Origin of the sequence: Pectobacterium sp. S5, assembly GCF_051707265.1 — a bacterium.
Taxonomy (GTDB): Bacteria; Pseudomonadota; Gammaproteobacteria; order Enterobacterales; family Enterobacteriaceae; genus Pectobacterium; species Pectobacterium polare.
The window spans coordinates 91,782-108,010 of record NZ_JAULSZ010000005.1; the positions used below are offsets into that span (position 1 = coordinate 91,782).

The 16,229-nt window shown below is 53.0% G+C and carries 11 protein-coding genes; 6 read left to right on the forward strand and 5 right to left on the reverse strand.

Annotated elements, in window-relative coordinates; genetic code table 11:
* The first annotated feature begins 15 nt into the window (after positions 1-15).
* From otnI to QWJ20_RS17650, 6 genes are all read left to right on the forward strand, one after another.
* Positions 16-798, forward strand: coding sequence for a 2-oxo-tetronate isomerase (gene otnI / locus QWJ20_RS17625; RefSeq protein ID WP_010303260.1), 783 nt, complete (start codon positions 16-18; stop codon positions 796-798).
* A gap of 194 nt (positions 799-992) precedes the next feature.
* Positions 993-2,351 (forward strand): GntP family transporter, encoded by a 1,359-nt coding sequence (locus QWJ20_RS17630; protein WP_433993114.1) that lies wholly within the window; start codon positions 993-995, stop codon positions 2,349-2,351.
* Between the two features lie 312 nt (positions 2,352-2,663).
* Positions 2,664-4,343, forward strand: a complete 1,680-nt coding sequence (locus QWJ20_RS17635; RefSeq protein ID WP_433993115.1) for a methyl-accepting chemotaxis protein — start codon at positions 2,664-2,666, stop codon at positions 4,341-4,343.
* Positions 4,344-4,821: 478 nt separating this feature from the next.
* Positions 4,822-6,492: a methyl-accepting chemotaxis protein gene (locus QWJ20_RS17640; RefSeq protein WP_433993116.1), complete on the forward strand. Its 1,671-nt coding sequence runs from the start codon at positions 4,822-4,824 to the stop codon at positions 6,490-6,492.
* A gap of 658 nt (positions 6,493-7,150) precedes the next feature.
* Positions 7,151-8,821 (forward strand): methyl-accepting chemotaxis protein, encoded by a 1,671-nt coding sequence (locus tag QWJ20_RS17645; RefSeq protein WP_433993117.1) that lies wholly within the window; start codon positions 7,151-7,153, stop codon positions 8,819-8,821.
* Between the two features lie 602 nt (positions 8,822-9,423).
* Positions 9,424-11,070 (forward strand): methyl-accepting chemotaxis protein, encoded by a 1,647-nt coding sequence (locus QWJ20_RS17650; protein ID WP_433993118.1) that lies wholly within the window; start codon positions 9,424-9,426, stop codon positions 11,068-11,070.
* Positions 11,071-11,162: 92 nt separating this feature from the next.
* Here QWJ20_RS17650 and QWJ20_RS17655 read toward each other — a convergent pair whose 3' ends face one another.
* From QWJ20_RS17655 to livH, 5 genes are all read right to left on the reverse strand, one after another.
* Positions 11,163-12,353, reverse strand: a complete 1,191-nt coding sequence (locus QWJ20_RS17655; RefSeq protein WP_095993354.1) for a PLP-dependent aminotransferase family protein — start codon at positions 12,351-12,353, stop codon at positions 11,163-11,165.
* A gap of 128 nt (positions 12,354-12,481) precedes the next feature.
* On the reverse strand, positions 12,482-13,183 hold the full coding sequence (livF, locus tag QWJ20_RS17660; protein WP_039485268.1) for a high-affinity branched-chain amino acid ABC transporter ATP-binding protein LivF: 702 nt from the start codon (positions 13,181-13,183) through the stop codon (positions 12,482-12,484).
* A 5-nt stretch (positions 13,184-13,188) separates the two neighbouring features.
* A complete protein-coding gene (livG, locus tag QWJ20_RS17665; protein WP_095700963.1) occupies positions 13,189-13,959 on the reverse strand; it encodes a high-affinity branched-chain amino acid ABC transporter ATP-binding protein LivG in 771 nt (256 codons plus the stop codon).
* The gene (locus QWJ20_RS17670) at positions 13,956-15,230 is read right to left on the reverse strand and encodes a high-affinity branched-chain amino acid ABC transporter permease LivM (protein WP_039485273.1); all 1,275 of its coding nucleotides are present in this window, start codon (positions 15,228-15,230) and stop codon (positions 13,956-13,958) included. The genes livG and QWJ20_RS17670 overlap by 4 nt, the downstream gene beginning before the upstream one ends.
* On the reverse strand, positions 15,227-16,153 hold the full coding sequence (livH, locus tag QWJ20_RS17675) for a high-affinity branched-chain amino acid ABC transporter permease LivH (RefSeq protein ID WP_039275912.1): 927 nt from the start codon (positions 16,151-16,153) through the stop codon (positions 15,227-15,229). Before livH ends, QWJ20_RS17670 begins: the two co-directional genes overlap by 4 nt.
* Positions 16,154-16,229 lie beyond the last annotated feature (76 nt).

A 16,229-nucleotide genomic window follows, 5' to 3' on the forward strand; every position in this document is an offset into this window, starting at 1 on the left:
GCTATGGAGTTAACCATGCCTAAGTTTGCTGCCAATCTTTCTATGCTGTTTACTGATGTACCGTTTCTCGATCGTTTTAAAGCCGCTGCCGATGCGGGTTTCACCTCGGTCGAGTACCTGTTCCCTTATGAATATCCGGCACCGTTGCTGGCGGAAAAGCTGCGGGAAAATGGCCTGAAGCAGGTATTGTTCAATACCGCGCCCGGCAATATTGCGGCGGGCGAATGGGGCGTCTCTGCCCTGCCCGACCGTATTGAAGATGCCCGCCGGGATATCGATAACGCCCTGGAATATGCGCTGGCGCTGAATTGCCCTTCGGTGCTGGTGATGGGGGGCGTCGTACCACCCGGTGAAGACCGTGCTGCCTATCAGCAAACCTTTATCGATAACCTGCGCTACGCCGCCGATAAGTTTGCACCGCACGGCATCAACATCATGATTGAGGCGCTGAGCGCGAAGGTGAAGCCGAATTACCTGTTTGCCAGTCAGTATCAGGCATTGGAATTAGCCAATCTGATCGACAGGCCGAACGTTTATATCCAGCTCGATTTCTTCCACGCACAAATTGTCGATGGCAACCTGACGCAAATTATTCACGATTTGGCTGGCCGCATCGGACATATTCAAATTGCCTCGGTTCCTGCGCGACATGAACCCGATGAAGGGGAAATTAATTATCCGTTCATCTTTGCCGAATTGGATCGCGTGAATTATTCCGGTTGGGTTGGCTGTGAATATAACCCACGCGGTAAAACCGAAGACGGGTTGGGATGGGCTAAACCCTATCTGAAGAAATAAATTATCGCGGAAAAATATTGCTGTTCCCATAAAAGAATAAACACCAGAGACATATTTATAAAATATCGAGAAAAGGTCAGGTTCCCGCATTATTCCGATGCGGGAATCAGGTCACCCTTTTCTTCAAATAAAACAATAACCCAATACCTTTTCAGCCTCTGAATTGAAAAGACGGGATCAATGAGGATAAGAACATGGCCACCTCGCTCTTACTCTGCATCGCTATCGCCGGGGTATTACTCCTGCTGCTGATGGTCATTAAATTTAAAATTCAGCCCTTTGTTGCCCTGCTGGTTGTCAGTTTGCTTGTTGCCCTGGCAACCGGTATTCCGACTGGCGAAGTGATGAAGGTGATTACCTCCGGCATGGGCGGTATTCTCGGTTCGGTGGCGATTATTATCGGCCTCGGCGCCATGCTGGGTAGAATGATCGAAGTGTCCGGCGGTGCGGAATCCTTAGCACACCGCTTCGCTCAATTAATGGGACCGGGATTAATGGTGGCGGCATTAACCATCGCCGCCTTTATTCTGGGTATTCCGGTCTTTTTCGATGTCGGCTTTATTATCCTCGCCCCAATTATTTACGGCTTTGCGAAAGTCGCTAAAGTTTCCCCGATTAAATTCGGCTTGCCCGTCGCGGGCGTGATGCTGACGGTACACGTGGCGCTGCCGCCCCACCCCGGCCCGGTTGCCGCCGCTGGCCTGTTGAATGCGGATATCGGCTGGCTGACCATCATTGGCCTGCTGGTGTCGATTCCTGTTGGCATCATCAGCTACTGGGCGGCCAAAGCCATGAACCGCCGCAAGTACGCGCTTTCCGTTGAAGTACTAGAGCAGTTGCAGTTGGCAAAACCAGAAGATACCACGCCGAATACGGCTCCCGTGTCAGCCCCTTCGGCCGGGCTGATTGCCGCGCTGATCGCGATTCCTATCGCCATCATTATGCTCGGCACCGTGTCTGCGACCATTCTGCCCGCCGGACACCCGGTGCGTAACGTGATGTCGCTGGTCGGTTCTCCCGCCGTAGCGCTGCTGATTGCACTGGGATTAGCGTTCTGGCTGATTGCCCTGCGTCGCGGCTGGTCATTGGAAAAAGCCAGCGGCGTGATGGGCAATGCCATGCCTGCCGCCGCAATGGTCATTATGGTGACCGGTGCCGGTGGCGTGTTCGGTAAAGTGTTGGTGGAATCGGGCATCGGTAAAGCGCTGGCGGATACACTGACCAGCATTCACCTGCCGCTGGTGCCTGCCGCCTTTATTCTGTCGCTGGCGCTGCGTGCCTCGCAAGGCTCGGCCACCGTCGCCATCCTCACCACCTGCGGCCTGCTGAGCGAAGCCGTTAGCGGCCTGAACCAGATGCAACTGGTGCTGGTGACGCTCTCTGCCTGCTTTGGCGGGCTGGGTCTGTCACACGTCAATGACTCCGGTTTCTGGATCGTCACCAAATATCTGGGGCTGTCCGTCGCCGATGGCCTGCGCACCTGGACGGTGCTGACGACTCTCCTCGGGCTGGCTGGATTCCTCTTCACCTGGGCGCTGTGGCTGGTGCTGTAATCGCGTGAAGTTTCACAATGGGGAGGCGGCGGCTTCCTCATTGGTATCAACTAAATGCTGCATTTACATACCCCTTTTATGCTGAAAAATGCGCCCTTTTTACTCCTATACTCCACATCTACCCGTTTTTATTCTGCCTTTATAATATCGCTTGGGTAAGCAACAACGCGTTTTCCTGCCCACTCTCGCAAATTGGCATACCGCACACATTATGTAATCAGACGTGCACCCAATTCCTGACCTGTCATAAAGGATGCCCAATCTATAAGGCAAAGCCTGCATCTATCAATGAAAAAATAATAAAGGAACATTATGAATTTTCTATCAAAAATGAAACTTGGTGCCATGCTGGGCGCAGGTTTCGCCTCTGTCATCATTATCGGTCTGATGGTTGCCATTCTGGGACGCGTCCATCTCGCCAATCTGGGTAAAGATATTGAATCACTCTCTGAAAAAAATCTGGCCAACCTGCTTCTGATTCAGGACACCAAGAGTGGTTTTGAGGTTGTCGCCCGTGTTGTCCGTAATATCGGTCTCTCACAAGACAGCGCCCGTATCCAGGAAGAAAAACGCCTGTTCGATCAGCAAATTATCCGCAATAACGAAGCCCTGGCGAAAGTCTACAAACAGCTTGCCGAACCGGAGGCGCGTGCCTTGCTGGAACAGCTCGCGCAGGCACGCCCGGCTTACCTAAAAGCAGTGAATAAAGCCATTGAATTAAGCCTCTCTGGTGTGCCCGAAGAAAAAGTGCAGGCCGCGTTAGTCATGGTCAATGAAATGCCCCCTGCACAGGCAGCGGTTTTCGCAGCGTTGGACGGACTGACAGCGTTACAGAAAGAACAGACGATGGAAACGACGACCAACGCCATGCATAAAGCCAGGGACGATGGAAATACGCTGCTGCTGTTCGCTGCGTTCGCGGTCTTCATCGGGATTTTTATCTCCATCCTGATCACCCGCACGATAAAAAATCTGCTGGGTGGCGAAGTCGCTTACGCGGCACACATCGCGCAAGAGGTTGCACAGGGAAATCTGGCCGTCAGCGTCAATCTGCACCCCGGCGACAACCACAGCGTGCTTGCAGCCATGAACGGTATGCGCAAAAGCCTGAGTGAAATTGTTGAACAAGTGCGTGAGAGCAGCGAATCGATCGCAACCGGTGCCAGCCAGATTGCCGCTGGCAGCACTGACCTCAGCCAGCGCACGGAAGAACAGGCGGCTAACCTGCAACAAACCGCCGCCTCAATGGAAGAAATGAGCCAAACCGTGCGCCAAAACACCGAGACGGTGCGTAATGCCACGCAGTTGGCGCAGGCCGCCAGCGATACCGCCGCCAAAGGGGGCGAAGCCGTTGGCAATATCGTGATAACGATGAAAGAAATCACCGACAGCTCGCACAAAATTGGCGACATCATTAGCGTCATTGACGGCATTGCCTTCCAGACCAACATTCTGGCGCTTAACGCCGCAGTGGAAGCCGCGCGGGCTGGCGAACAAGGCCGTGGTTTTGCGGTAGTGGCAGGGGAAGTGCGTTCTCTGGCGCAACGCTCTGCTTCCGCGGCGAAAGAAATCAAAGAGCTGATCGGCCACAGCGTCGAGAAAGTGGAAGCCGGTTCCGTCATGGTGAACAGTGCCGGTGCGACGATTGAAGCACTGGTGCGCCAGGCACACAATGTTGCCGATCTGCTTAACGAAATTGGCGTCACCACGCAGGAACAAGAGTCCGGCGTCTCGCAAATTCATGATGCCGTTAACCAGCTTGATCAGGTCACACAGCAGAACGCCGCACTCGTTGAGCAATCCGCATCCGCCGCCGATAGCCTGAGCGATCAGGCTGCCCGTCTGGTCGAACTGATGAAAGTCTTCATCATTGAGGGCGGGTCGTCACAGCGCATTACACCGCCGTTGAAACGGCCTGACAGTGCCAAACTCTCTCTCGCGAATCCTAAAAGCAGCACGGGAAGCGATAGCCAAAACTGGGAACAGTTCTAATTCTATACTCTAAATAATTCGAGTTTCAGGCAGGCGGCAAGAGAACGAGTCCCGATGAGCTTACTCAAGTAAGTGATTCGGGTGACAAATCTGCCGGGAGCAGATTTGAACGCTGCTTGCAGCGGCCCCAACGGGGCGAGGCTCATGGATGAGCCGAGTAACGAACGCTGCCAACGCACATGCAACTTGAAGTATGACGAGTATACACGGGGGATGGATCGCGCATCCCCCACTCCACTTTCACATCCCTTCACCGCCAGCATCATCCCTTCCCTGCGTTTCCTGTTTTTTCCTCATCCGCATGCGGCAATATCGACAATTAAAATCAATGTTTTCGCTGGTCATGCCGATATCCTAGAGTGGACTGCTTGGTTATTCATCAGAAGGATTTAGAAACCGCAGTCGTATATTGCTCTTGTCGTGCAGAAGAAAATCCGCTTAATAACAATAAACAGTGTCAATAAGTCATGAGGATAACATGCAGAATAAAAGAAAAATGAAACTGGGTACTCAGGTCGGTTCGGGTTTTGCCATTGTTATTGTTATCGGCCTATTAGTGGCCATTTTCGGCAGAATGCATCTGGTTGGCCTCGGTAATACCACTGACAGGCTGGCCAAACACCACCTTGCCAACCTCATCGTGCTACAAGAATTGAAAGATAATCTTAACGTTACGATCAAAGCCACGTTGCGTATGCTTATCGCGACCGAACAAAAGGTTCTCGAAGACAATCAAAAACTAATTGAAGCCACGAGCGCCAAAAACACCAAGCTCGTCACTCAGTTGGAAGAAAATTTACGGGCAACCGAAGTCCGCAATATTCTGGGTGAACTTCAGCAAAATCGCACTGAATTTGCCACCGTGGGCCGCCAGGCCGTCGCACTGTCACTCAGCAACAGGCAGGCTGAATCTATCGAATTAGTTAAAACCCAGCTTGAACCCATACAAACCAAGCTTTTTAACAATCTGAACAGCATGATTCAGTTGCAGAAAGACTACACCACGCAAACGGCAACTAACGCGATTGAAGAGTCCTACTATGATGGCAATTCACTGCTGGTTCTGGCCGTCATCGCTTCATTGTTCGGTGCAGGCATCGCCTGGCTGATTACCCGCCACATCAAGAAGCAACTGGGAGGCGAACCCGCCTATGCCACGCAGGTCACACAGGAAATCGCACAAGGTAATCTCGCGATGCCGGTCGATCTGGCGTCAGGCGACAATACCAGCTTGCTGTTCGCAATGAATAACATGCGCAAAAGCTTAAGCAGCATTGTTGAGCAAGTGCGTGAGAGCAGCGAATCTATCGCAACCGGTGCCAGCCAGATTGCCGCAGGCAGCACTGATCTCAGCCAGCGCACGGAAGAGCAGGCGGCGAATCTGCAACAAACCGCCGCCTCAACGGAAGAAATGAGCCAGACCGTGCGTCAGAATGCCGATACGGTGCGCAATGCAGCTCAACTGGCGCAAGCTGCCAGCGATACCGCCGCTAAAGGCGGCGAAGCCGTCGGCAACATCGTTATCACCATGAAAGAAATTACCGACAGCTCGCACAAAATTGGCGACATCATTAGCGTCATCGATGGCATCGCTTTCCAGACCAACATTCTGGCGCTTAACGCCGCAGTGGAAGCCGCACGCGCAGGTGAGCAAGGCCGTGGCTTTGCCGTGGTGGCAGGCGAGGTTCGCTCGCTGGCACAGCGTTCTGCAACGGCAGCCAAAGAGATTAAAGAGCTGATCGGCCACAGCGTCGAGAAAGTCGAGGTAGGTTCCAGACTGGTCAGCGATGCGGGGACGACAATCGAAGAACTGGTGCGTCAGGCGCGCAACGTTGCCGACCTGATTAATGAAATTGGCGTCACCACGCAGGAGCAAGAATCCGGCGTCTCGCAGATCCATGATGCTGTTAATCAGCTTGATAAGGTGACGCAGCAGAATGCCGCGCTTGTTGAGCAATCCGCTTCCGCTGCCGATAGCCTGAGCGATCAAGCGGCTCATCTGGTCGAGCTGATGAAAACCTTCACCGTTGAGGGCGGCTCGTCACAGCGCATGGCGACACCGTTGAAAAGACCTACCAGCGCCACGCTCGCTCTCGCCAGACCGAAAAGCAGCGCGGGAAGCGATAAGCAAAACTGGGAAACCTTTTAACAGCCAATCAAAAGAAACCCAAAACCGCTGATCGCTCAGCGGTTTTTTTTCAATAGATAAGAGCAATGAATAAAAAGAAAAATCAGACGTTGGCTTTATATTAAGCGCGATGGAATAAAATCAATAAAAACGAGGAGTGGCAATTTTCGATGATAAAAACATCATGTCGTTCGAAAAAAAAGAATGAATGGAAAATAAGCCTCTTTTAGCGTTGAATAAATAAGCAAAAAATCACAACCACAGCGTTTATTAACATGATTGTCAATTTAGCATTACAGCACAACTCCAGTTTATTTTTTCTCTAACCCGTAGAGATATTGCGGCTTTTACCGCCACCTTTTATACTCCTGCGCCATCATTTACCCTTATTTGTCTATGTTCCACCGCACCAGACACGACGACCACTTACCGGAAAGCGTGACAGGAAAAAGTAAACTTAGGATAAGTTTATTAGCCAAGGAAAACAGGCAACGATTACGGGAAAGGATATACCTGTCATTCTTCAAGCCGCATGCCTATTCATCTTTCTGCGACGCGAATCTTTAGGGTATCAACGTGATGGCACTTGCAAAATAAATACATTTTCGCAACGCCTATTTCACATTAAAAGCACGCCGGCACCAACCATATTCGTTCTCAACATATAATAAGGGACACAATGAATCTCATAAAAAATAGTAGCCTGGGTAAAATGCTAGGGACTGGCTTTACTCTGGTCATCGCTATCGGATTTCTGGTGGCGGTATTTGGCCGTATCCAGTTAGACAAACTCGGAGAAAACATCCAGCTGTTATCGCAGGTTCGCATCACCAACCTCCTGATGATGCAGGAATTTAAAGACAACATAAACACCAACGCGATCGCCATCAGAAACCTGACGATGCTGGAAGACAGCCAGCAAATGCAAGGAGAGAAAGCGCGTATCGAGGAGATGATTTCCCGTAATAACGCATTACTCGCAAAAATACACGACGCCGCCATCGAGCAACGTGCTCAGGAACTGGTCGCGGTACTGGAGCGCGTACGCCCGGCCTATAGCAGTAGCTATAAAGACGCCATCGCATTGGCAACGGCGAACAAGAACAGCGAAGCTCAACATCTGTTATTAACAGACGTGCGTGTCAAGCAGGATGCCGTCTTCCAAGCCCTGAATGACATGGTTAACTGGCAAGAGAAGCTCACGGTTGAAATCGCCGAGCAGTCTTTAAAGAACGCCACTAGCGCAGGTACGTTGATGGTCATTATCGCCCTGCTTTCTGTCGTGCTGGGAGCAATGATCTCATGGTGGATTACCCGAGCCATTAAACGTCAGCTCGGGGGAGAACCAGCCTACACATTGGAAGTCACGCGTCAGGTTGCACAGGGGAATCTGGCCGTTGCGATTGAACTGCGCGACGGTGATACCACCAGCGTGCTGGCCGCGATGGAAGATATGCGTCAAAACCTGAGCAACCTCGTCGGTCAGGTGCATCAGAGCAGCGAATCTATCGCCACGGGCGCGACGCAGATTGCGATGGGCAACACCGATCTGAGCCAGCGTACAGAAGAGCAGGCCGCGAATCTTCAGGAAACCGCCGCCTCAATGGAACAAATGAATACCACGGTGAAGCAGAATGCTGCGACCGTACGCACCGCAACAGAACTGGCCCATTCCGCCAGCACGACGGCGCAAAAAGGCGGCGATGCGGTCAGTAACGTTGTACGCACCATGGAAGATATCACCACCAGTTCGCGTAAGATCGGCGATATTATTGGCGTCATCGATAGTATTGCTTTCCAGACCAATATTCTGGCGCTCAATGCTGCCGTTGAAGCAGCCAGAGCCGGTGAACAAGGCCGTGGCTTCGCCGTGGTCGCCGGTGAAGTACGCTCTCTGGCGCAGCGTTCCGCTTCCGCCGCGCGGGAAATCAAAGATCTGATTAGCGTCAGCGTGGCTAACGTGGAAATGGGTGAGAAGCTGGTTAACGACGCGGGCATCACCATCAAAGACATTGTCGAAAAATCTCAGCAGGTTGCCAACTTGCTCAATGAGATCGGCCTGACCACGCACGAACAGGAACAGGGCGTTTCTCAGGTGAATGATGCGGTGAATCAGCTCGATCAGGTGACCCAACAGAACGCCGCGCTGGTTGAAGAATCCGCCTCCGCCGCCGACAGCCTGAGTGAGCAGGCCAGAACGCTGCTGGAATTAATGGGCGTGTTCAAAATCAGCGGCGTTCAAACGCCAGCGCCACGACTGACGTCACAGGCGAAGAAGCCGACGGCACCGAGGCTGGCTCTGGCTGGTCAGTCAGGCAGCACAAGCCGTGATAACTGGGAAACCTTTTAACGAACGCGGCCAAGCGATAGATACCTAGGCCACTTAGCACACAACATAAAGCCGCTGACTCTTCAGCGGCTTTTTATTTTCTTATTTTCCATGGATAACAAGAATAAATAACACGGTTAAAAAAACCGCGCTTATTAATAATAATCACAATTAAAGGCGAAAAGTTACAAAATAAAGAGTAATAAGAAAAAGATCTCACTCTTATTAGGTAGGGTATCATTGATTAATATTTATTATCCACCCTGATTTCGATAAGAAAATAATATTAATTCTCTGGCCGACGAATAAATCAGGGGGTTTTTGTTACGTTTATTCTGTCATCAATTCGTCACATTCTTGTCTACACTTTATTTGTCATTCCTTTGGCCTGTAAATATTCTTAACAGGTATTCCCTACGTGCATGAAAGTGACGACCTCATTCCTCCGCCAACGCAGCGACTGGAGTATCGGCGTCGCCAACATACCCGCATGAGAAAGTGCACGATGGGATAAATAGAATGATGAAAGCCATAAAACTCGTGGGGTGAATCGCATCTGTACCATCACCCTCAAAATAACGACACCTGCTGTGTCAAATTTCAATAATTAAAAAAGGTACATCATGAAGAATATAAGCTTGGGAAAAATGTTAGGAACGGGTTTTACGCTAATTATCGTCATTGGATTTTTAGTTGCCATACTGGGTCGCACTCAGTTAGAAAAACTCGGGGGAAACATTCAGATCCTGTCACAAGTCCGTATTACCAATCTTCTGTTAATGCAGGAATTTAAAGACAACATTAACGACACCGCACGCGCCATCAGAAATATTGCACTTCTAAACGATCAACAGCAGATGAAGATGGAAAAGGAGCGCATTGAGAAATCCATCGCACGTAATAACGAGTTGCTGGCGCAAATACGTAACAACGCGGTGAGCAGCGAAACTAAAGCGCTGGTTGCCACACTGGAACAGGCTCTCCCCGCCTATATCAGCAACATGAGAAAAGCCATTGAACTGGCGATGAACAGCCAGCATGACGCGTTTCGCAATTTTCTGCTGACGGAGGTACGCGCCACCCAGACAAACGTATTCGCCGCACTGGATAAAATGGCTGAGAGGCAGAAATTCCTCACGATAGAGATCGCCAACCAGTCCGAGAAAAGCGCGTTCAATGCCGGTACCTTAATGCTGATTCTCACACTGTGTGCCTCGCTACTGGGAGGCGTTGTTGCCTGGTGGATCACCCGTAAAATTAAGCGTCAGCTTGGCGGAGAACCGGCCTATACGCTGGAGATCACGCGTCAGGTCGCCCAGGGGAATCTTGCCATCGCGATTGAACGGCGTGCCGGAGACACCACCAGCATTCTGGCCGCGATGGAAGAGATGCGCCAAAGCCTGAGCAATATCGTCGGGCAAGTTCATCAAAGCAGCGAGTCTATCGCCACAGGTGCCAGCCAGATTGCGATCGGCAATACCGATCTGAGTCAACGCACGGAAGAGCAGGCCGCGAATCTTCAGGAAACCGCTGCCTCGATGGAAGAGATGAATATCACCGTGAAACAGAACGCCGACACCGTGCGTAGCGCGGCACAGCTTGCCAACTCGGCCAGCGCGGCGGCCCGCAAAGGCGGAGATGTCGTTAACAACGTCGTGCGGACAATGGAAGAGATCACCGCGAGTTCGCGTAAAATCGGCGATATTATCGGCGTGATTGACGGGATTGCATTCCAGACCAACATTCTGGCGCTCAACGCTGCTGTCGAAGCCGCTCGCGCTGGAGAACAAGGACGCGGATTCGCGGTAGTGGCCGGAGAAGTGCGCTCACTGGCGCAACGCTCCGCCTCCGCAGCACGTGAAATTAAGGACCTGATCGGCATCAGCGTAGGAAAAGTGGAAGCGGGCGAACGGTTAGTTAACGAAGCCGGCGTAACCATAGAAGAAGTCGTGGAACAGTCACAGCGTGTCGCCAATCTTATCAACGAAATCGGCCTGACCACCCACGAGCAGGAACAGGGCGTGTCTCAGGTCAACGATGCAGTCAATCAGCTCGATCAGGTCACCCAGCAGAATGCGGCGCTGGTTGAAGAATCCGCTTCCGCCGCGGACAGCCTGAGTCAACAGGCCAAAAATCTGGTTGAGTTGATGAGCGTGTTCAAAATCGACGGTATCCAGCCACAGCGTGCCGCACCACCAGTGGCGAAACTGTATAGACCCAAACTGGCGCTGGCCGGTAGTTCGAGTCACACAAACTGGGAAACCTTTTAAACACACAACCGATTAACGCAACGTTAAAAAAGAAAAACCGCTGAAATATCAGCGGTTTTTTTTCACATTAACGGGCAATCCGTTATCGGCGATTACAGCGCCCGACGCAGGCGAGCCACCGCTTCATGCATTTGCTCATCCGTTGCCGTCGCAAAGGACAGACGCAGCGTTGAGTAATCGATATTGTCTGGGAAGAAGAATTCGCCCGGCACGAAAACAACGCCCTGCTCCAGCGTCTTCTTCAGCCATTCTGTCGTGTTGAAATCGTCCTGACGGAACTTCGCCCACAGGAACATCCCACCTTTTGGTTGGTTGAAGGTGATGACATCACCCAGTTCCTTCTCGACCAGCTGTGCCAGCAGTTCGCCTTTGTGCTTATACGCGTGGCGAATTTTCTCGATCTGCGTATCCAGACGTCCCAGCCCCAGATAGCATTCCGCGACGGTCTGCGACAGTGCGCTGGCATGCAGGTCAGCGGCCTGTTTGATAATCGCGACTTTGTGCAGCAGCCAATCCGGCAGAATCGCCCAGCCGAGACGCAGCCCCGGTGCCAGCACCTTCGAGAACGTAGAGGTATACAGCACGTATTCCGTGCTACCCAGCTTCTCTTCCGCCAGTTGGAACAGCGTCGGGTTGCGCTCTTCGGTGAAGCGCAGCTCGCCATAGGGATCGTCTTCGATAATGACAAAACCGTAGCGCTCTGCCAGCTGAATCAATTTCAGGCGACGTTCATAGCTCAGCGTCACGCCGCTCGGGTTACCGAAGTTCGGGACGATATAAACGCCTTTGATGCGCTGTTTCTTCAGCAGCTCTTCCAGCTCGTCGACCACCATGCCGTCGGCATCGGACGACACAGACATCACCTGCGCCTGCGCCAGTTCCAGCGTTTGCAGCGCCGCCAGGTAAGTCGGGCGTTCAACGACGAACACGTCGCCCGGATCGACCATCGCACGCATGATCAGGTCCAGCGCCTGCTGCGAACCGGCTGTCACGACAATGTCATCACCGCGCGTTTTTACGCCGCGTACGGCGCACAGCTCGGCAATACGATCGCGCAGCACGCTGCTGCCTTCGGTTAAGCCATACTGGAATGCCGTTTTCGGCTGTTCGGTAATCGCTAACTGCGTGGCCTGACTGAGCCCTTCAAAATCAAATAATGCATCTGACGGAATCCCGCCAGCCAGCGAGATAATATTTTCCATCTTGCTGTGTTTCAGCAGTTCACGGATGGCGGAACTTTTTAACTGAGCGATGCGGTGCGCTAACAACCCTTCAATGGCCATCTCTTCTTAACCCTTCTACGAAACAGGCCGGTAAACCGGCCCGATAACGATTCCCCCTGTCACCCTTCAAGCGGCATGCGCGTTGGCGTTCCGCCGCTCGAATGATTTAGGGTAGATCTGCTCTAAAATTATCCGCCCAGATAGGCCGAACGTACCGCTTCATTAGCTAACAATGCCGCTCCGGTATCTTCCAACACGACATGGCCGTTTTCAAGTACATAACCCCGATCAGCCAGTTTCAGCGCCTGATTGGCGTTTTGCTCCACCAGGAAGATGGTCATCCCCTCTTCGCGCAGTTGCTGGATCGTGTCGAAAATTTGCAGAATGATGATCGGTGCCAGCCCCAGCGACGGCTCGTCCAGCAGCAGTAAACGCGGCTGGCTCATCAGCGCACGGCCAATCGCCAGCATCTGCTGCTCACCGCCAGACATCGTGCCGGAACGCTGGGCGCGTCGCTCGAACAAGCGCGGAAACAGATCGTAGACGCGTGCAATGCGTTCCTGATACTGATCGCGCTCGGCAAAGAACCCACCCATCGCCAGATTCTCTTCTACCGTCATGCGGGAAAAGACGCGACGCCCTTCCGGCACAATCGCGATAGCTTCACGCATAATCTGCGCGGTCTGCCAGTTTGTGATGTCCTTACCGTCAAACGTGATGGTGCCTTCCGTCGCGCGCGGATCGCCGCACAGCGTGCCCAACAGCGTAGTTTTACCGGCGCCGTTCGCGCCGATCAGCGTAACAATCTCGCCCTGATTAATGTGCAGGCTCACCTGATGCAGCGCCTGAATTTTTCCGTAGTGGGCCGAAACCTGATGTAATGACAGCATAAACGTTATCCTTCACCCAGATATGCACGGATGACATCCGGGTTGTTACGAATTTCAGCTGGGGTGCCTTGTGCCAGCGGTGTTCCCTGATTGACGACATAAATCCGGTCGGAAATTCCCATCACCAGCTTCATATCATGCTCAATCAACAACACGGACACCTGATGGCTATCGCGCAGTTCCGCAATCAGCTGATTTAACTCGTCAGTTTCTTTCGGGTTCAGACCGGCCGCAGGCTCATCCAGCATCAGCAGCTCAGGCCGTGTCACCATGCAGCGGGCGATTTCCAGACGGCGCTGCTGGCCGTAAGACAGATTCCCCGCCTGACGGTTCGCTAACTCTAACAGACCGATACGCTCCAGCCACACCGCGGCGCGCTCTTGCGCATCGGCTTCCGCACGACGAAAGCCCGGTGTTTTCAACAGCCCGGCAAATACGCCGCTTTTCAGGTGTTGATGCTGTGCGACCAGCAGGTTCTCGATCACCGTCATTTCACGGAACAGGCGAACGTGCTGGAATGTGCGCACCACGCCCATTCGGGCAATCGCCTGTCCGGGTAATCCTTCCAGATGACGATCGCGTAGCATGATGGTGCCGCCGCTTGGGCGATAAAAACCGGTCAGGCAGTTAAAGACCGTGGTTTTCCCCGCCCCGTTCGGGCCGATCAGCGAGACGATTTCGCCAGCATGAATATCCATTTCAACGTTGTTGACCGCCAGCAGGCCGCCAAAACGCATCATCAGACCTCTGACTGATAATAGTGGCTGCGTGCTCATGCTTGCTCTTCCTTCTTCGCGACTTTCAACTTCATCTCAGGACGCTTCATCGGCAGCAGGCCTTGCGGACGCCAAATCATCATCAGAACCATCAGCGCACCCAGCAGCAGCATGCTGTATTCATTCAGATCGCGCATCAGCTCGCGGGACACGACCAGCAAGATTGCAGCAAGAATGACTGCAAACTGCGAGCCCATTCCGCCCAGCACGACGATGGCCAGCACAAAGGCAGATTCAGCGAACGTGAATGATTCCGGGCTGACGAAGCCCTGACGCGCGGCAAACAGCGTACCGGCAAAACCCGCGAACGCGGCGCTGATGGTAAACGCGGTCAGCTTGATGCGCGTTGGGCTCAGCCCCAGAGAACGACAGGCGATTTCATCATCGCGCAGCGCTTCCCAGGCACGTCCCAGCGGCATCCTTAACAGACGGTTAATCACAAACAGGGTTAACACGACCAGCAGCAGCGCGACCAGATACAGGAAGATGACGCGATCGCTTGGGTCATATTGCAGACCGAAGAAATTGTGGAACGTATCCCAACCACCATCGCGCGCGTTACGGCCAAATTCCAGACCAAAGAAGGTCGGTTTAGGGATCTGGCTGATGCCGTTCGGACCACCGGTAATTTCAGTGTTGTTCAGCAGCAGGATACGGACAATTTCACCGAACCCGAGCGTCACAATCGCCAGATAGTCACCGCGCAAACGCAGCACCGGGAAACCCAGCAGGAAGCCTGACAGCGCCGCCACCATGCCTGCCAGCGGCAGACTTTCCCAGAAGCCCAATCCGTAATAGTGGTTCAGCAACGCATAGGTATACGCACCAATGGCGTAAAACCCGCCGTAACCCAATACCAGCAGGCCGGACAGGCCAACTACAACGTTCAAGCCCAGACCCAGCATCACGTAAATCAGCGTGAGGGTGGCGATATCCACCGTACCGCGCGACACCAGAAACGGCCAGGCGATAGCGGCGATAATCAATGCCGCCGCTAATATCTTCTGTCGTGGCGTACTGCCATCAAAGCTTGGCAGTACCAGTGACGGTGCAGAGAATTTCTTGATGCTTTGCTGGAAGAACGGGCGAATCAACTGGAAGAAGAACACCACGATGCAGCCCGCGCCAATCCAATACCAACGGACTTCATCAGCACCGCGCACCACCAATTTGGTGCCATCCAGCGCCAACTGCATGCCCATTAAGAACGAGGCCAGCACCAGCAGCATGAACGCGGAAACCAACGCATTAAACAGGTTGAGCTGCTTCATACTTTCTCAACCTCCGGGCGACCCAGAATACCGGTTGGCATCACCAACAGCACCACAATCAGCAGCGCAAACGACACCGCGTCTTTGTATTCCGTGCTCAGGTAAGCGGACGTCAGCGCTTCGGCTACGCCCAGAATCAACCCACCGATCATCGCACCGGGGATACTGCCGATTCCGCCCAGTACCGCCGCCGTAAAGGCTTTCATCCCGGCCATAAAGCCGATATAGGGGTTGATGACGCCGTAGAATTGCCCCAGCAGCACGCCAGCAACGGCAGCCATGAGCGCGCCAATGACGAAGGTCAGGGAGATCACGCGATCGGTGCTGATACCCAGCAGGCTTGCCATTTTCAGGTCTTCCGCACAGGCACGACAGGCGCGCCCCATACGGGAATAGCGAATAAATAGCGTCAGCGCCAGCATAGCGAGGAACGTCACGATCCAGATGGTCAACTGCATGGTGCTAATCGTCGCGGCAAAGCCATTGCTTTCGCCCAGCACCCACTGGCCGGTCACCAGACTCGGCAGCGCAACATCACGCGAGCCCTGATTCAGGCTGACGTAGTTTTGCAGGAAAATTGACATCCCAATGGCAGAAATCAGTGCAATCAGGCGCTTTGACGTTCGAACCGGTCGGTAAGCCACCCGTTCGATACTCCAGCCGTAGGCGCTGGAAATGACCACGGCGGCAATGAAAGCGGCACCAATCAAGAGCCAGCCAGCATCGATACCCATCATCATCAGGGCCGCAATCACAATAAAGGAGACGTAGCTACCGATCATATACACTTCGCCGTGTGCGAAGTTAATCATGCCGATAATGCCGTAAACCATGGTGTAGCCAATGGCGATCAGCGCATAGGTGCTGCCCAACGTCAGGCCGTTGAACATCTGCTGAAAAAAGTAAAGGAACTGCTCGGACATACCTTAAACCTTAAATGCTGCCCCCGCGCCTTGCGGCAACGGGGGCTTCGGTATTGAGGGATTATTATTGGTACAC